This window comes from Klebsiella sp. KTE92 (assembly GCF_000398905.1).
Classification (GTDB): domain Bacteria; phylum Pseudomonadota; class Gammaproteobacteria; order Enterobacterales; family Enterobacteriaceae; genus Klebsiella; species Klebsiella variicola.
In genome coordinates this window covers 4,886,133-4,903,498 of sequence record NZ_KB976100.1, presented here as the reverse complement: position 1 = coordinate 4,903,498, position 17,366 = coordinate 4,886,133, and the positions used below count along the sequence as shown (strand labels likewise).

Below are 17,366 nucleotides of genomic sequence, written 5' to 3'. Positions count from 1 at the left end.
GTAACACAGAAAGGGCCAGGGAGGACCGGCGGCAGGGTGCCGCCGGAGGAAGGGCTTAGTAGTAGGAGTGCTCGCCGCGCTGATGCTCGGTCAGATCGCGAACCCCTTTCAGCTCCGGAAACTCGTTCAGCAGCTGCTTTTCAATGCCTTCTTTCAGGGTCACGTCAACCATCGAACAGCCGTTGCATCCGCCGCCGAACTGCAGAATAGCCAGACCGTCGTCGGTGATCTCCATCAGCGACACGCGGCCGCCGTGGCCCGCCAGCTGCGGGTTAATCTGCGACTGCAGCAGGTACTCGACGCGCTCCATCAGCGGGGCATCGTCAGAGACTTTGCGCATCTTGGCGTTCGGCGCTTTCAGCGTCAGCTGCGAGCCAAGCTGGTCGGTGACGAAATCAATTTCAGCGTCTTCCAGATAGGGCGCGCTGAGCTCATCGACATAGGCGGTCAGCTGTTCAAATTTCAGCGCCGTGTCGGTGTCTTCCACCGCATCCGGTGGGCAGTAAGATACGCCGCACTCAGCGTTTGGGGTGCCGGGATTAATCACAAATACGCGAATTTGCGTCCCTTCTTCCTGATTTGCCAGCAGTTTGGCAAAGTGCGCTTGTGCAGCATCGGAAATACGGATCATAGCGTTGGCCTAATAGTTGACTATTTTACTGGGTTATAATACGCCCATCAGCGGGGGTCTACAAGGTACGGCACAAACACCATACCTGAACCGTCGCGGCGCCGTTTCGCAAAAGCAGGCGGGATATCTCGGCGACGGTGCTGCCGGTCGTGACGACATCATCCACGATAGCGATATGGAGTCCCTCCACGGCAAATTCAAGCTGAAAGGCATTTTTCAGGTTCTGCCTGCGCTGGCGGGCATTGAGCGAATGTTGGACGGCGCCGGCTCGCTGGCGCGTCAGGCCTTCCCGATGCCAGACGCAACCTCGCCAGCGGGCTAACGGTCGGCACAGTTCGTCACACTGATTATAACCCCGGCGCCAGCGACGACGGCGCCACAGCGGTACGCCGACCATACCGTCCACCGGCGGCAAATCGTGCCGCTGCTTAAGGCGCAGCTGCAGCAGACGCGCCAGGGCGGGCCCCAGCTCCGGACGATGGTGAAACTTCAACTGCTGGACCAGACCGCTCAGCGGCGGGCGATAGCCGTTGACCGCCACCAGCCGATGCCAGGGAGGCGGCTTTTGCAGGCAGCGGCCGCAGGGGTGATGGGATGTCGCCGCCGGCAGGCCACACTGTGGGCAGAGCGGGGGGCTGGCGAGCAGGGCGCGGCTGCAACGAGAGCAGAACCCCCAGTGGGCGAGCGCCAGCGGCATTTGGCATAGCCAGCATAAGCTGTGTGCTGTTAGCATATTTGGCCTTCTGTCCAGTAAAAAAGAGAACGGTAACGGATGAACGACATCTGGTGGCAAACAATCGGCGAAGGGGATTGTCATCTTGTGCTGCTGCACGGCTGGGGATTGAACGCTCAGGTATGGGATTGCATCACGCCGCAGCTGGCTTCGCATTTTACCCTGCACCTGGTGGATCTGCCTGGCTATGGCCGCAGCGGCGGGTATGGGGCGATGTCGCTCGAGGCGATGGCGCAGCGGGTGCTGGAGCAGGCTCCTCCTCAGGCGGTGTGGCTGGGCTGGAGCCTGGGCGGGCTGGTGGCAAGCCAGGTGGCGATGATGCACCCGGAACGCGTGCAGGCGCTGGTGACGGTTGCCTCTTCCCCCTGTTTCGCGGCCCGTGACGACTGGCCCGGCATCAAGCCCGAGGTGCTGGCCGGGTTTCAGCAGCAGCTGAGCGACGATTTCCAGCGCACCGTCGAGCGATTCCTCGCCCTGCAAACCATGGGCACAGAGAGCGCGCGTCAGGATGCGCGGGCGTTAAAGCAGGCGGTGCTCTCGCTGCCGATGCCTTCTGCCGAGGCGCTGAACGGCGGACTGGAGATCCTCAGAACCGTCGATCTGCGCCAGGCGCTGGTTGGGTTGCCGATACCGTTTCTGCGGCTGTATGGCCGGCTGGACGGACTGGTGCCGCGCAAGATTGTCCCGCTGCTGGATGAGCTGTGGCCGGAAAGCGAGTCAATCCTCTTCGATAAGGCGGCGCATGCGCCGTTTGTTTCCCATCCCGCGGCCTTCTGCGAGCCGCTGCTGGCGTTGAAAAAGCGGCTGGGGTAATTTTTTTTGCCGCGCCATGGTAAATGGGCCATTCCTAGCAATACTTAGGTTGTTACGGTGGTTGATTATTTCATTCCGCCACCGTGACCTACAATAACAACCTTATGGAGAGTAGAGGCTATGAAACTTGTTACAGGAATGGTTGCATCTCTGGTGATTGGCACCCTGTCTTTTGGCGCATTTGCCGCGAAAGAGATCCAAAAAGAAGACGTGGCGAAGATGAATTTGACCAAGGTCGGCAGCATCACGACCTCCAGGACGACGTCACCGATGGACGCCCGACGCGATCTGTCTAAAAAAGCCGATGAGCTGGGTGGGAAATACTTTGTGGTGATTGCCGGGCAGAAAAACGAAAAAACCGTACACGCTAACGCTGACGTTTATAAATAATCCAGTCATAAAAAACGGGCCTGTTGGCCCGTTTTTCACTGCTTTCTTACTCGTTTTACCCGTTGCACGACCAGGCCTGACTCCTTTCATCGCAGCGCCCACCACTCCTGCTGGCACGCCGCTTTCCCTTCAGGACAGCTTTTACAGCTGCCTGAGAGACAGCCCTCGCTCGTTTCGCTGATCCGTACCACCTTACCCATGGCTTCCATCCGTTCCAGCATCGCGTCAATCAGCGGCTGAGGCGTCCGCAGGCGGGCACTGAGCTGTTTCGCCTCCATACGGCCCTGCAGGGCCAGCATATCGCGGACTTCCATTAACGACGCCACAGACCCTCCTTAGTGGCAATCGCCAGCCGGGCTGGAACAGCAGGAGGCCGGCGTTTTTCGGGTGGCCAGCAGCGAGACGTCCACCCGGCTGCGCGCCCGGCGCAGCAGGCCGAAGAGCACCACGTTGAACAACACCACCGCCAGGATACACACCAGGCTGTAGCGCGGATGGTCGCTAAAGCTGACGGTCTGGTAATAAAGCGTCGAGAGCGAATAGGCGATATTCAGCCCCCACAGGATGGAGAAGGTCATCCAGCCGCGGCTCGATTCGCGGGCGATGGCGCCCATCACCGAGATGCAGGGGATATAGAGCAGAACGAAGATCAGGTAGCTGTATGCCGCCGCCGCGCTGCCAAATTTACTGCCCATCACGCCCATGGCGCCGGTGGCCATCTCGCCATCGCCTTTGCTGGCTTCGATGGGGTTGGCCAGGACGCTGAGGCTGAAGGTGTCTTTCAGTCCCTGCCATGTCTCGTCGACGGCGGCCAGCAGTTCTTCGCCGAGGCTGAAGGTCTGCGGATTGAACTCCTCATTCTGGATATCTTCGGCGGTATAGAGGGTGTTCAGCGTACCGACCACCACCTCCTTCGCCATCGCGCCGGTAAACAGGCCGACGGTGGCCTGCCAGTTATCTTCATGCACGCCGATCGGTTTAAACACCGGCGTAATGACCCGGCTCACCGAGGCCAGCGCGGAGTCGTTGATGTTGTCGACGACCTTACCGCTCAGCGAGAAGCTGTTCAGCGCGCTGAGGAAGATGCTGACAATGACGATCACCTTCCCGGCGCGCAGCACAAAGCCTTTCAGGCGCTGCCAGGTCTGGATAATCAGGCTCTTGATGTGCGGGACGTGGTACACCGGCAGCTCCATCACGAACGGCGAGGCTTCGCCACGCATAATGGTGTGCTTCAGCATCAGGCCGGTGAGAATGGCCATCACAATGCCCAGCACGTAGAGCGAGAAGACCGCCAGCGCACCGTTCTGACCAAAGAACGCGGCTGCGAAGACGGCGAAGATCGCCAGCCGCGCGCCGCAGGACATAAACGGCGCCATCATAATGGTCATCAGACGCTCGCGCGGCGCGTCAAGGGTACGGGCGCCCATCACCGACGGCACGTTGCAGCCGAAACCGACAATCAACGGGACAAAGGATTTCCCCGGCAGGCCGAGGGCTTGCATCAGGCGGTCCATGACAAAGGCGGCGCGCGCCATGTAGCCGGAGTCCTCGAGGAAGGAGAGGAACAGATACATCATGCCGATCTGCGGCACCAGCGGTAGCACGGTGTTGATACCGCCGCCGATCCCCTGGGCGAGGAACACGGTCAGCCAGTCCGGGAAGTGCAGGGTGTAGCCCAGCCATTGAATACCGTGAATAAAGACCGCGACCGAGCCGGCATCAAAAATCGGCTGCAGCGCGCCGCCGATGTTTATCGCCAGCAGGAACATCAGGTACATGACAAAGAGAAAAATCGGCAACCCGAGGAAGCGGTTCAGGATCACTTTGTCCATCGCCGCGGTGAAGCGGCTCGGCTCGGCGGTCAGGGTATTGCTGACGGCGTCGCAAATGGCGGCGATGGTCTGATAGCGCGCGTCAGCGATATGCAGCGCCGGGTCGTCGATCTCGTCGCTGAGATTCGCCAGAGCAATATCCAGTTTATCGGCGGCGTCGCCGGCATAGGCCCGGCTGTAGATATCGCCCTCCAGCATCTGCAGACCCAGCCAACGCCGCTGCCGGGTCGGGATCTGCGCTGACATCTGCTGCGCCAGCAGGTCAGCTTCGCGCAGCAGCGGCTGCGGATAGTGGACCAGCTCAATATCGCTGTTCGCCTGATGACGGTCGAGGGCAATCTTCAGCGCTTCGATCCCGCGTCCGCGGGTCGAGACCAGCGGAATGACCGGGCAGCCGAGACGGGCGGCGAGGGCGTCGATATCGATACGCACCTGCTGCTTTTCGGCGATATCCAGCATGTTCAGCGCGACGACGCAAGGGATCCCCAGCTCGAGCAGCTGCAGCGTCAGATAGAGGTTTCGCTCAAGGTTGGAGGCATCAACCACGTTAATCAGCATGTCGGCATCGCCGCTCAGGATGTAGTGGCAGGCAATCTGCTCGTCCAGCGAGGTCTGCGAAGAGATGGTGGTCAGGGAGTAGGTCCCCGGCAGGTCGACCAGCGTGACCTGATGGTCAGTGGTGGCGAAAACGCCCTCTTTACGCTCAACGGTGACCCCGGCCCAGTTGCCTACGCGCTGGCGGGCGCCGGTCAGCTGATTAAATAAGGTGGTCTTGCCAGAATTAGGATTACCAATTAAACCAACGGTTAATTTTTTCATATTTCAGACTCTTGTGCCGGGCCAGCCGTTATTGTGCAACCGCTTCCAGTTCGATTAAGGCGAGATCTATTTTGCGTAATACCAGACTGACGCGTCGGGTTTCAATATGAACAGGATCGCCGAGCGGCGCTACGCGAACCACATGAAAAGAGGAACCGGGCAGCATGCCGAGGGAGAGTAATTTCTGACGGTATGCTGGGCTAATATCGCGGGAGAATCCGGTAATTTTCCACGCACTATCAGGTGTGAATTGCATAGGGCCTACTTGTCTATCGCTAACCGAAGAAGAATTTTCCGGACGCCTGGAGGCAGCTGCGCCGGGGACCGTAGCCAACGAAAAAGGAAAAAACGTTCTGAAAGTGATGATAATGAGAATGGTTTTTATCATCAATACATATGATGCGCTTCGCGCTATTTTTATAGCGAAAATCACCTTTTTATTGATATGCCGCAAAATCCAGTCGGTGATCAAATAGGCGCAAAATATTATTTCGGCGATCTAATGTTTAATTAAGGTTTCTTAAGTTAACGAAATGAAAATAATAATTTCGCGACCTTTCCTTAACGGAATTAATGCAGGTTATCAGAAATGACTGAACCCGTTTTGCGCGTAATGGCGGCCGTATCGCCAGGGGATGAAAAATGAAAACTGCCCCTGAAAAGGGGCAGGGAGAGATTAGCGTTTTTTACCCATCGCCGCAGCGAGGGCATCCATCATTGCGCTGTTACCGGCAGGCTGTGCCTCGCGACCGCGGGGTTTGGCGGCCTTCGCGGCCGGGCGGTTACCCTGGGGGCGATCCTGACCGCCGCCGCGGCGGGCGTTGCTGTCGCCTGGCTGCTCGTCGAGACGCATGGTCAGGGCGATACGTTTACGCGGCAGATCGACTTCCATGACTTTGACCTTCACGATGTCGCCCGCTTTCACCACGGTGTGCGGATCTTCAACAAACCGGTCAGAAAGCGACGAAATGTGTACCAGTCCATCCTGATGGACGCCGATATCGACAAACGCGCCGAAATTGGTGACGTTGGTGACGGCGCCTTCCAGGATCATCCCCGGCAGCAGATCGTTCATGGTCTCTACGCCGTCGGCGAACTTCGCCGTCTTAAACTCCGGACGCGGATCGCGGCCCGGTTTTTCCAGCTCTTTGATAATGTCGGTGACGGTCGGAACGCCGAACTTCTCATCGGTGAAATCCACGGCCTTCAGATGACGCAGTTCGCTGCTGTTGCCCATCAGATCTTTCAGCGCCTGTTGGGTGGCGGCCAGAATGCGCTCGACCACCGGATAGGCTTCCGGGTGCACGGTGGAGGCATCCAGCGGGTTGTCGCCGTGGTTGATACGCAGGAAGCCGGCGCACTGTTCAAAGGCTTTCGGCCCCAGACGGCTGACCTTCAGCAACTGCTGGCGATTCTGGAACTGGCCGTTCTCGTCGCGCCAGGCAACGATGTTCTGCGCCATCATGCGGGTCAGGCCGGCGACGCGGGTCAGCAGCGGAACGGAGGCGGTATTCAGGTCAACGCCGACGGCGTTCACGCAGTCTTCCACCACCGCGTCCAGCTTACGCGCCAGCTGGGTCTGGCTGACATCGTGCTGATACTGGCCGACGCCAATCGATTTCGGGTCGATTTTCACCAGCTCGGCCAGGGGATCCTGCAGACGGCGGGCGATGGAGACCGCGCCGCGCAGCGACACGTCGAGGTCCGGGAACTCCTGGGCCGCCAGCTCGGAGGCGGAGTAAACGGAAGCCCCGGCTTCGCTGACGATCACCTTCTGGGCGGTGACTTTCGGGAACTGCTTCTGCACGTCGAGGAAGAAACGCTCGGTTTCACGCGAGGCGGTACCATTGCCGATGGCCACCAGCTCAACATTGTACTTTTCACACAGCGCGGCGACGACGACGGCCGCTTTGGCGGCCTGGCCGGTATGGGGATAGATGGTATCGGTGGCGACCAGTTTACCGGTGGCGTCGACGACGGCCACTTTCACCCCGGTGCGCAGACCCGGATCGAGTCCCATGGTGGCGCGCAACCCGGCGGGCGCGGCCATCAGGAGGTCGTGCAGGTTACGGGCGAAGACGTTGATGGCTTCGTCCTCCGCGCGCTCGCGCACGGTGCCCATCAGCTCGGTTTCGAGGTGCATCAGCACTTTGATACGCCAGGTCCAGCTGACGACACCTTTACGCCAGCTGTCCGCCGGGGCGTTATTCAGGCGCAGGCCAAGGTGGTCGATAATAATTTGCTCGCCGTGGCTCTCTTTCGGCGGCTCGTCAAACTGCGGATCGGCGTTTAAAGAGAGCTGCAGCACGCCTTCGTTGCGACCGCGGAACATCGCCAGCGCGCGATGCGACGGCACGGTGGCGATCGGTTCATGGTGATCGAAGTAGTCGCGGAATTTGGCGCCTTCCTCTTCTTTGCCGCTGACGACGGTGGAGACCAGGTGGGCGTTTTTCCACAGATAGTCGCGGACCTTCGCCAGCAGCGCGGCGTCTTCGGCAAACCGCTCCATCAGAATATAGCGCGCGCCGTCCAGGGCCGCTTTGCTGTCGGCGATGCCGTTGTCAGCGTTAATATATTTTGCGGCTTCCGCTTCCGGATCGTGGGCCGGTTCGTTCCACAGCAGGTCAGCCAGCGGCTCCAGCCCGGCTTCGATGGCGATCTGCCCGCGGGTACGGCGCTTCGGCTTGTACGGCAGGTAGAGGTCTTCCAGTTCGGTTTTGCTCAGCGTGGAGGTGATGGCTTTTTCCAGCGCGTCGGTCAGTTTGCCCTGTTCAGCGATGGATTTGAGGATCGCCTGACGACGGTCTTCCAGTTCGCGCAGATAGCCAAGGCGGGTTTCCAGATTACGCAGCTGCGTGTCATCCAGACCGCCGGTGACTTCTTTACGATAACGTGCAATAAACGGCACGGTGTTCCCTTCATCAAGCAGGCGAACGGCAGCTTCTACCTGTTCGGCTCTGGCCTGAAGTTCACCCGCAATAATGCGGCAGAGCGAATCATTCATCATGGCTTTTAATTCATCTTTAGGGTCAAAAATCAGGGACTAGTTATACGGACTGACGGCTGAAAATGCCAGTCGCGCCCGGTGTCTCTCGGAAAGTTCTTGTCTATTTTACGTATTCGATCTCGTTGACATACCAGCTGGCTTCGCCCGCCGGCGTGTTAACGATAGCCAGATCGCCGACCTCTTTTTTCAATAAGGCGCGCGCCATCGGTGAGTCGATGGAGATGTAGTCTTTGCGGCCAAAAATCTCATCGTAGCCGACGATGCGAAAGCGTTTGGTATCGCCCTCGTCGTTTTCGATCTCTACCCAGGCGCCAAAGAAGACTTTGCCTTCCTGCTGCGGGGAATAATCGACGATCTTTAACTGTTCCAGACATTTGGTCAGATAGCGGACCCGGCGATCGATCTCCCGCAGGCGCTTTTTGTTGTACTGGTAGTCCGCGTTCTCGCTGCGGTCGCCAAGGCTGGCGGCCCAGGTGACCTTTTTGGTCACTTCCGGGCGCTCCTGGCGCCACAGGTAGTCCATTTCCTGCTTCAGTTTTTCATATCCCTCGCGGGTGATCAGCGGCGTTTTCATCGTGAGTTCAACCTTCTGACAGTCTGTCGTTGCGCACAATTTGTAGCGCGTAATAATACCGACAGGATAAATACTGTGTCTTATGATTAAATGTATACTTAACCTGCTGTTAAATATGCTTTGTAACAATTTAGCCTGGAATATATACCAGATTTAGCTGGTGAGCGCGCCGGGCTTTTTTGAGAATACGCACTGACTATTGCAGTGAACCTTTGGGAGTACAAACAATGCAAGAGAATTATAAGATTCTGGTTGTGGATGACGACATGCGCCTGCGTGCGCTGCTCGAACGTTATCTGACCGAGCAGGGCTTCCAGGTTCGTAGCGTGGCGAACGCCGAACAGATGGATCGTCTGTTAACCCGTGAATCCTTCCACCTGATGGTGCTGGATCTGATGCTGCCTGGGGAAGATGGTCTCTCGATTTGCCGTCGTCTGCGCAGTCAGAGCAACCCGATGCCGATCATTATGGTGACGGCGAAAGGTGAAGAGGTTGACCGGATCGTTGGCCTGGAAATCGGGGCTGACGACTACATTCCGAAGCCGTTTAACCCGCGTGAACTGCTGGCCCGTATTCGGGCGGTGCTGCGTCGTCAGGCGAATGAACTGCCGGGCGCGCCATCGCAGGAAGAGGCGGTTATCGCCTTTGGTAAATTCAAACTGAACCTGGGCACCCGCGAGATGTTCCGTGAAGACGAGCCGATGCCGTTGACCAGCGGCGAATTTGCGGTCCTGAAGGCGCTGGTGAGTCATCCTCGCGAACCGCTGTCGCGCGATAAGCTGATGAACCTCGCCCGCGGGCGCGAATATTCTGCGATGGAGCGCTCCATCGACGTTCAGATCTCCCGCCTGCGCCGCATGGTGGAAGAGGATCCGGCGCATCCGCGCTATATCCAGACCGTCTGGGGTCTGGGCTACGTCTTCGTCCCGGACGGCTCTAAGGCATGAAACGCGTGCGCTTTTCGCCGCGCAGCTCCTTTGCTCGCACGCTGCTCCTGATCGTCACCTTGCTGTTCGTCAGCCTGGTGACGACCTATCTGGTGGTACTGAATTTCGCGATCCTGCCGAGTCTCCAGCAGTTTAATAAAGTATTGGCCTACGAAGTCCGTATGCTGATGACCGACAAACTGCAACTGGAGGATGGCACCCAGCTGGTGGTGCCCCCGGCGTTTCGTCGTGAAATTTATCGTGAGCTGGGGATTTCGCTCTATTCCAATGAAGCGGCGGAAGACGCAGGGCTGCGCTGGGCGCAGCATTATGAATTCTTAAGCCAGCAGATGGCGCATCAGCTCGGCGGCCCCACTGAGGTGCGGGTGGAGGTCAATAAAAGCTCCCCCGTGGTGTGGCTGAAGACCTGGCTGTCGCCCAATATCTGGGTGCGGGTACCGCTGACCGAGATCCATCAGGGCGACTTCTCGCCGCTGTTCCGCTATACCCTGGCGATCATGCTGTTGGCGATAGGCGGCGCCTGGCTGTTTATCCGTATTCAGAACCGTCCGCTGGTAGATCTCGAACACGCGGCGCTGCAGGTCGGGCGCGGTATTATCCCGCCGCCGCTGCGAGAGTACGGCGCCTCTGAGGTGCGTTCGGTGACCCGCGCCTTTAACCATATGGCCGCGGGCGTGAAGCAGCTGGCTGACGACCGTACGTTGCTGATGGCCGGGGTCAGCCACGATTTACGTACTCCGCTGACGCGCATTCGTCTGGCCACCGAGATGATGGGCGAGCAGGACGGGTATCTCGCGGAGTCGATTAACAAAGATATCGAAGAGTGCAACGCCATCATCGAGCAGTTTATCGATTATCTGCGCACCGGGCAGGAGATGCCGATGGAGCTGGCGGACCTCAATGCGGTGCTGGGGGAAGTGATCGCCGCAGAGAGCGGCTATGAACGTGAGATCGCCACTGCCCTGCAGGCCGGTGAAATCCCGGTACGCATGCATCCCCTGTCTATCAAGCGTGCGCTGGCGAATATGGTGGTGAATGCGGCCCGCTACGGCAATGGCTGGATCAAGGTCAGCAGCGGCAGCGAAGCGAGTCGGGCCTGGTTCCAGGTGGAAGATGACGGGCCGGGGATCAAACCTGAGCAGCGCGAACATCTGTTCCAGCCGTTTGTACGCGGCGATAGCGCCCGCAGTACCAGCGGCACCGGGCTGGGGCTGGCGATTGTTCAGCGTATTATCGACAATCACAACGGCCGACTGGAGATTGGCTCCAGCGAACGCGGCGGATTACTGATCCGCGCCTGGCTGCCGGTGCACCGGATGCTGGCGCCGATGAAACCCACCAAAGAGAGCTGAGTGCGGCCGAGGTTGGCTAATCAGGACGTTGCACAACAAAAAGCCGGGCAAGCCCGGCTTTTTCACCTCTACGCCCGTTAGCGCTGCGGCCCTGCCGCCACCAGCGCGGCGCCCGCTGGCGTATCGGTATACTTCTCAAAGTTCTCGATAAACAGCTTCGCCAGCTGATCGGCTTTTTCCTGCCACTGCTCCGGGGAACCATAGGTGCTGCGCGGATCGAGGATCTGGGTATCCACACCCGGGAGCGCCGTTGGGATCTGCAGGTTAAACATCGGCAGGGTAAAGGTCTCCGCGTTGTCCAGCGAGCCATTGAGGATGGCGTCGATGATGGCGCGGGTATCTTTAATCGAGATACGCTTGCCGGTGCCGTTCCAGCCGGTATTGACCAGATAAGCCTGCGCGCCGGCCGCCTGCATACGTTTAACCAGCACTTCGGCGTACTGTGTCGGATGCAGCGACAGGAAGGCGGCGCCAAAGCAGGCGGAGAAGGTTGGCGTGGGCTCGGTCACGCCGCGTTCGGTGCCGGCCAGTTTGGCGGTAAACCCGGACAGGAAATGGTACTGGGTCTGATCGGCGGTCAGGCGGGAGACCGGCGGCAGGACGCCGAACGCATCGGCCGTCAGGAAGATCACTTTGGTGGCGTGACCCGCTTTGGAAACCGGTTTAACAATGTTGTCGATATGGTCGATGGGGTAGGAGACGCGGGTGTTTTCAGTCTTCGAACCGTCATCGAAATCGATCGTGCCATCGGCGCGCACCACCACGTTTTCCAGCAGAGCATTGCGGCGAATGGCGTGATAGATATCCGGCTCGGCCGCTTCAGAGAGCTTGATGGTCTTGGCGTAGCAGCCCCCTTCGAAGTTAAACACGCCGTCGTCATCCCAGCCATGTTCATCATCGCCAATCAGGCGGCGTTTTGGATCGGTGGAGAGGGTGGTTTTGCCGGTGCCTGAGAGGCCGAAGAAAATAGCGACATCGCCTTTTTCGCCGACGTTGGCTGAGCAGTGCATGGAGGCGATGCCCTTCAGCGGCAGCAGGTAGTTCATGATCGAGAACATCCCTTTCTTCATTTCGCCACCATACCAGGTGCCGCCGATCAGCTGGATGCGTTCGGTGAGGTTGAAGGCGATGAAGTTTTCTGAGTTCAGACCTTGCTCTTTCCACTGCGGATTGGTGCACTTCGCGCCGTTCATCACGATGAAGTCGGGCTCGAAGTCCGCCAGCTCTTCATCGCTCGGGCGGATGAACATGTTTTTAACGAAGTGCGCCTGCCAGGCCACTTCGGTAATAAAGCGCACGCTGAGACGGGTATCGGCGTTGGCGCCGCAGAAGGCGTCGACGATAAACAGCCGTTTACCGGACAACTGCTGGGTCACCAGCCCTTTCAGATGCTGCCAGGTTTCCTGTGAAAGCGGCTTGTTGTCGTTTTTACCTTTGCCTTTATCGGACCACCAGACGGTATCGCGGGTGGTGTCGTCGCGAACGAGATACTTATCTTTCGGAGAACGACCGGTAAAAATGCCCGTGTCGACGGCGATAGCACCCAGACTGGTTAATACGCCACGTTCGTAACCTTCCAGGCTGGGGTCGAGCTCTTCCTGAAACAACATATCGTAGCTGGGGTTGTGGACGATATCCTGAACGTCATTGATACCATAAGCCTTGAGATCCTGCGGGGTTAAACCATGATTAACGCGCATGTCACTGCTCCTTAGCCAAGATGTACTGCTGTAAATTGTAGGGTTTCTTACCGGGTATTGACCGCGACCAGGCTCATAGATTTACGTATCTCGACATTCCTCAGAATGACGAAAAAAACGGTGACTCCTGTCACGAAGTGAAGTGGATTATCTCAGGAAATGGACGGATGTTGGGGGTAGATGTTTATTAATGGTTAAAAAGTAATTAAAAAAACTACTGAATTGTGAATGTAATCGCTTTCCTGGAATAAAATTACGTAACTCTTTCAGGGAAAATCGATTCAACTCGTGAATAAATAAAAGTCAGGCACAAGGCGACGAACAACATCGCCACCCTGTACCTGTGGAAGACGCGGGGATTAATGGACCTGTGGGTCGGCCGGAGAGGCGTTATTACGGATCTCGGCAATATCCATGGCATTGAAGATATAGTGGTTACCGCAGTAGTCGCAGTGCATATCAATCTCGCCTTCATCGGCGAGGATGCTATCTATCTCTTCATCCGGCAGGGTCTTCAGCGCGCCAGCGCAGCGTTCACGAGAACACGTACATTTGAACTCGACGCTCTGCGGCTCGTAGACCGTGACCTCTTCCTCATGGTACAGGCGCCACAGCACATCGTTCGCCGGCAGGGTGAACAGCTCTTCCGCCTTGATGGTCTCGGTGAGCGTCGCCAGGTGCTCGAAGTCGGTCGTCTGGGTATCCTGCGCCGGCATCACCTGCAGCAGCATCCCACCGGCCATCGGCTGACCTTCATGTTCCCCGGTGCGAATGATGAGGCGCGTCGGCAGCTGCTCTGAACGCTGGAAGTAATCTTCCAGGCAGGCGGCCAGCGTATCGCCTTCCAGACCGACCACACCCTGATAACGTTCACCCTCTTTCGGGGAGATGGTAATGACCAGATAGCCGTTGCCGACCATCGTTTTCAGATCCGCATCGTCCGCAATATCGCCCTGCACGCGCGCGACGCCGCGCAACTGCTGCTGGTTATTGCCGTTGATCACCGCCAGCTGTAAAGGGCCATCGCCCTGCAGCTGAACGGTAATATCACCAGCAAACTTCAGCGTCGCGGTCAGCAGGCTGGTGGCGACCAGCAGCTCCGCCAGCACCGTTTTCACCGGCTGTGGATAGGTGTGATTCGCCAGAATCTGTTCCAGGGTTTCCGACACCGTCACCAGCTCGCCGCGTACGGCATAGTTTTCAAACAGATAACGATGTAATTGATCGTGTTGAGTCATAATCATCTCTCTTTCTGGCGCGAGTTACTCACTCTCGCCGTGTTTAAATCTCATCAGGTCGCGGCGCTCTTTCTTGTCCGGACGTCTGTCAGGGTGCGGCATGGTCAGGGCGTTCATTTTGCGCGCCAGGGCCACTTTTTCACGCTTCTCGATACTTTCCGCTGTCTCTTCATACAGGGCGACGGCTTCACTTGCCGGGCGGCGCTGTTCGGTAATACCGACGATCCGTACCGTACGCTCGTCATTGCCCTGGCGCAGCGTCAGCATGGCGTCCAGCTCGACAATTTTCCCGGGTTTGCTGCGTTGTCCGTTGTAATGCACCTTGCCGCCTTCAATCATCTCCCGCGCCAGCGCGCGGGTCTTGTAAAAGCGGGCGGCCCAAAGCCATTTGTCTAGTCTGACGGTTTCGCTGGGCTTCTCTTTCATCGCCTCTCCTTCGGGGTAAGCGAAGGGATCAGTCGCCGGTAATCATTCAGCCCTGGGTGGCGCAGATACTGCTTTTCCGCCAGCCCGGAGTCGGGATTGGTAATGCCCAGGCAGTAACGAATGCCAAATTCCCTCGCGGCATCCAGAATCGCCTCGCTGTCGTCGACAAACAGCGTTTTATGGGCCTCAAGGCCAGTCTCCTCCGCCACGGCGCGCCACAGGCGCTGATCCTCTTTCGGATAACCAAATGTGTGGGTGGAAAGTAATAAATCAAGGTGCGCATCCAGGCCGGTGTGTTTGAGCTTCACCGCCAGATTGTGGGGATGGGCATTGGTCAACAGAATGCGTCGCTTACCGCAGGCCTTGAGCGCATCAAGGAACGGCACCGTATCCTCGCGCAGCGTGGCGCGCGGACCCTGTTCGCTGGTCATCGCACAAATATCCAAACCCAGGCGCTCGCTCCAGTAATCCAGACAGTACCAGTTTAGCGTATGCTGCACGGCGTGATACTCCTGGCGCATGGCGTCTTTCGCCTCCTGCAGATTGAGGCCGCGGGCGGCTCCCCAGGTTTCAGGCACCAGCGTTTGCCAGAAATAGTTGTCAAAAGCGAGGTCCAGGAGCGTGCCGTCCATATCCAGCAGAACGGTATCAACCTCCTGCCAGGCGATATCAAAATGCATGATGACTCTCCAGCGAGCAGAAAATGGGCGACAGGGTATCATACCCTGTCGCCGGGAAAATTAATCTTGCGGGTCAGACGCGGGGAGCAGTACCGGGTTCAGGCAGCTTTCGTAATATTTCTGAATCTCTTCCATACGCTGGCGATGGCGTTGATAACGACGCAGCGCCTGTACGCCGTGGTAAGCCATGCATCCCAGCATCGACAACAGCAGCAGCGTAATGCCCAGATAGCGCCACAGTCCGCTGCGGTCGGGGATGCGGTGCAGATTGATATGCTGGGTGCCGTTGGCGTCGGTAAACAGATTGGTGACGATCCCTTCGGCGTGGAAAGGGGTATGCATGAGCATACCGGCCAGTCGCCGCAGCTCGCTCCACTGCTCATGTGCCGGATAATCATACAGGCTCACCGCCGGCCACGGCTGATTGACCAGCACGCTGCCTTCATCGCTGGCGATCAAGAAACCGCCGGGCGCCGGGCTGTTTAGCGCCTGCGCGGCTCGCGAAGTTTCACGCATTACAAAGGGGGCGGTGGAAGTGGTCACCAGATTCTCCAGCGACTCCGCGCTGACCGGGCGCAGCAGCACGTTCACGCCGTCCAGTTTTCCGGCGGTGGCGCGCTTGGTTAATGCCTCCCAGTTACGGGTATTCCCGAGATTGACCAGCGCGTTTTTCAGGCGCAGGCAGTCATCCTTTGCCGAGCAGAGATCGTTGGTTTTCAGGACGATATCGCCGAAATCATCCAGCAGCACCATGCCTGATTTCTGAATCGCGGAGCGCAGCGCCGGGCTGACGCGGGAGTCATCGTCGGTTTCCGGGTGCAGCTGGCGCTGGACGGACTGCATCAGGGCGGTCGCTTTGCTGACAATATCAGACTCCGGCAGCGGCAGAGGAGGGGCGTCGTTCCATACAATCTGTGAACAATCGAAAGGCAGGAACGGCGAATCCTCTTTGGCCGACCAGCTACCCGGCGTACGGATATTACACATCCCGGTGCCTGTCAGGCGCAGCGTATCGCCAATGCGCACATGGGCTTTTGCCAGCTGGTCGACGGTAGTCGCTTCAATCGTCTGGGCGCCCTTCAACCACGACAGGGTGAACTTAAACGGCATATTTAGCGGTACGCTGACCCACAGCATGATCACCACTACCAGCGCGCCGGCGGCGATAATCGCGCTGCGCAGCCAGTACTGTAGCGGGAAGTTTTTCACTTCATCATGGAGCGACAGGTAGCGTCCCTGGCGGGCCACGTGACGGTTGAGATAGATATCAATATCGGTCTGCTGTCCCAGGTCCTGGGCGATCCATGGCTGCCAGTGGCGCGGATAGATGAGATCGATAATACCCAGCGAGATGTTATTGATATGTTCCTGATCGTTTTCGCCAAACAGACCCCAGCGTTTGGGAACGCCCCGCAGGCAGTGAATTTCGCGCAACGCGGCGCGGCGCGGCGGGGCATAGATCCCCCCCACGCCAGCGGCGAGAAGCAGTACCCCCGCGGCCACCAGCCAGGGGGTAAAAACGGCTGGCCCAATCAGGCTGAAATAAAAGAACAGAAAGGAGGCGACGATCAGGATCGCTTCGCGCAGCCCATCCGGCCGGTTGAGGGCGTGTTCTTCCCGACTTTCCCGACGGATCTGCCGTAGCTCTACCTGTTCGCTCTCTTCGCCGCGAATGGAGGCCTGGGTGGCCGATGCGCGTTCCAGGGCGTAGCTTTGCGCCTCCTGACGATAGTCGCTCAGGCTATGTCCGTTAAGGGTGATAACCAGCGGCAGGCTGTCGGTGGGGATCAGCTCAACGCTGTTTTCGTCGTTGATATGCTGTTCCCAGAACGGCGGCAGATGGACTTCCACCGAATCGAGAAAGTAGCGCCATTTATTCGGCGCGTCGGTAGTGATCCCGTAGCGAGTGATGGCTCGCGTCACCGCGTAGACCGTATCACTCTGTTCATTCAGCGCCAAAGCGACGGGTGCGGTCGTTGCGCCGGACGCCGGGACCTGCAGGGTGCGACTGAGCTCCGCAAGATACTTTTCGATAGCCTGACGCTCATCGGCAGGAAGCGGCCGCGTAGTGGCGTCGCTAAAGGCGTGCAGTAGAGGAAGGCGTCGGCGTCTGGCGTGAGCGCGATACCACCATCCGATGAGCAATACGCAGATTAGCAGAGCTGTAAGGAAAATCAGAAAGGTGCCCATGCCCATCCCATCATAGTTATTTTTTCTTACG

Annotated in this window: 16 protein-coding genes; 4 read left to right on the top strand and 12 right to left on the bottom strand. The window is 58.2% G+C overall.

The features are described from left to right. Nucleotides 1–55 precede the first annotated feature (55 nt). Both nfuA and gntX read right to left on the bottom strand, forming a co-directional pair. Complete coding sequence (gene nfuA / locus A1WC_RS02510; RefSeq protein WP_002920540.1) at nucleotides 56–631, bottom strand: Fe-S biogenesis protein NfuA; 576 nt, start codon at nucleotides 629–631, stop codon at nucleotides 56–58. A gap of 58 nt (nucleotides 632–689) precedes the next feature. After that, nucleotides 690–1,364, bottom strand: coding sequence for a DNA utilization protein GntX (gntX, locus tag A1WC_RS02515; RefSeq protein ID WP_016161906.1), 675 nt, complete (start codon nucleotides 1,362–1,364; stop codon nucleotides 690–692). 39 nt (nucleotides 1,365–1,403) lie between these two features. Here gntX and bioH point away from each other — a divergent pair, with 39 nt between their 5' ends. Both bioH and A1WC_RS02525 read left to right on the top strand, forming a co-directional pair. Then, nucleotides 1,404–2,177, top strand: a complete 774-nt coding sequence (gene bioH, locus A1WC_RS02520) for a pimeloyl-ACP methyl ester esterase BioH (protein WP_016161905.1) — start codon at nucleotides 1,404–1,406, stop codon at nucleotides 2,175–2,177. A gap of 120 nt (nucleotides 2,178–2,297) precedes the next feature. Then, complete coding sequence (locus tag A1WC_RS02525) at nucleotides 2,298–2,567, top strand: YdgH/BhsA/McbA-like domain containing protein (protein WP_002920510.1); 270 nt, start codon at nucleotides 2,298–2,300, stop codon at nucleotides 2,565–2,567. Nucleotides 2,568–2,653: 86 nt separating this feature from the next. Here A1WC_RS02525 and feoC read toward each other — a convergent pair whose 3' ends face one another. The 5 genes from feoC to greB form a co-directional block, all read right to left on the bottom strand. Beyond that, complete coding sequence (gene feoC / locus A1WC_RS02530; protein WP_004202151.1) at nucleotides 2,654–2,893, bottom strand: [Fe-S]-dependent transcriptional repressor FeoC; 240 nt, start codon at nucleotides 2,891–2,893, stop codon at nucleotides 2,654–2,656. A gap of 9 nt (nucleotides 2,894–2,902) precedes the next feature. After that, nucleotides 2,903–5,221 (bottom strand): Fe(2+) transporter permease subunit FeoB, encoded by a 2,319-nt coding sequence (gene feoB, locus A1WC_RS02535; protein ID WP_008807002.1) that lies wholly within the window; start codon nucleotides 5,219–5,221, stop codon nucleotides 2,903–2,905. A gap of 28 nt (nucleotides 5,222–5,249) precedes the next feature. Continuing rightward, nucleotides 5,250–5,477: a ferrous iron transporter A gene (gene feoA, locus A1WC_RS26795; RefSeq protein WP_016161904.1), complete on the bottom strand. Its 228-nt coding sequence runs from the start codon at nucleotides 5,475–5,477 to the stop codon at nucleotides 5,250–5,252. 420 nt (nucleotides 5,478–5,897) lie between these two features. After that, the gene (locus A1WC_RS02540) at nucleotides 5,898–8,228 is read right to left on the bottom strand and encodes a Tex family protein (RefSeq protein WP_012967135.1); all 2,331 of its coding nucleotides are present in this window, start codon (nucleotides 8,226–8,228) and stop codon (nucleotides 5,898–5,900) included. Between the two features lie 100 nt (nucleotides 8,229–8,328). Next, entirely contained in the window at nucleotides 8,329–8,802 is a 474-nt protein-coding gene (gene greB, locus A1WC_RS02545) for a transcription elongation factor GreB (RefSeq protein ID WP_008807004.1), read from the bottom strand. Between the two features lie 227 nt (nucleotides 8,803–9,029). Here greB and ompR point away from each other — a divergent pair, with 227 nt between their 5' ends. Then, the gene (gene ompR, locus A1WC_RS02550; RefSeq protein ID WP_001157751.1) at nucleotides 9,030–9,749 is read left to right on the top strand and encodes a two-component system response regulator OmpR; all 720 of its coding nucleotides are present in this window, start codon (nucleotides 9,030–9,032) and stop codon (nucleotides 9,747–9,749) included. Next, entirely contained in the window at nucleotides 9,746–11,101 is a 1,356-nt protein-coding gene (gene envZ / locus A1WC_RS02555) for a two-component system sensor histidine kinase EnvZ (RefSeq protein ID WP_008807005.1), read from the top strand. The genes ompR and envZ overlap by 4 nt, the downstream gene beginning before the upstream one ends. Nucleotides 11,102–11,178: 77 nt before the next feature. Here the strand turns inward: envZ and pckA are convergent, their stop codons facing one another. The 5 genes from pckA to A1WC_RS02580 form a co-directional block, all read right to left on the bottom strand. Further along, the gene (pckA, locus tag A1WC_RS02560) at nucleotides 11,179–12,801 is read right to left on the bottom strand and encodes a phosphoenolpyruvate carboxykinase (ATP) (RefSeq protein WP_016161903.1); all 1,623 of its coding nucleotides are present in this window, start codon (nucleotides 12,799–12,801) and stop codon (nucleotides 11,179–11,181) included. Nucleotides 12,802–13,160: 359 nt separating this feature from the next. Continuing rightward, nucleotides 13,161–14,045, bottom strand: a complete 885-nt coding sequence (gene hslO / locus A1WC_RS02565; RefSeq protein WP_008807007.1) for an Hsp33 family molecular chaperone HslO — start codon at nucleotides 14,043–14,045, stop codon at nucleotides 13,161–13,163. Nucleotides 14,046–14,063: 18 nt separating this feature from the next. Continuing rightward, nucleotides 14,064–14,465 carry a ribosome-associated heat shock protein Hsp15 gene (hslR, locus tag A1WC_RS02570; RefSeq protein WP_008807008.1) on the bottom strand — a complete coding sequence of 134 codons (402 nt, stop codon included), beginning with the start codon at nucleotides 14,463–14,465 and terminating at the stop codon, nucleotides 14,064–14,066. After that, complete coding sequence (gene yrfG, locus A1WC_RS02575; protein WP_004181456.1) at nucleotides 14,462–15,145, bottom strand: GMP/IMP nucleotidase; 684 nt, start codon at nucleotides 15,143–15,145, stop codon at nucleotides 14,462–14,464. The genes hslR and yrfG overlap by 4 nt, the downstream gene beginning before the upstream one ends. A gap of 60 nt (nucleotides 15,146–15,205) precedes the next feature. After that, nucleotides 15,206–17,335 carry an intracellular growth attenuator family protein gene (locus tag A1WC_RS02580; RefSeq protein WP_016161902.1) on the bottom strand — a complete coding sequence of 710 codons (2,130 nt, stop codon included), beginning with the start codon at nucleotides 17,333–17,335 and terminating at the stop codon, nucleotides 15,206–15,208. Nucleotides 17,336–17,366 lie beyond the last annotated feature (31 nt).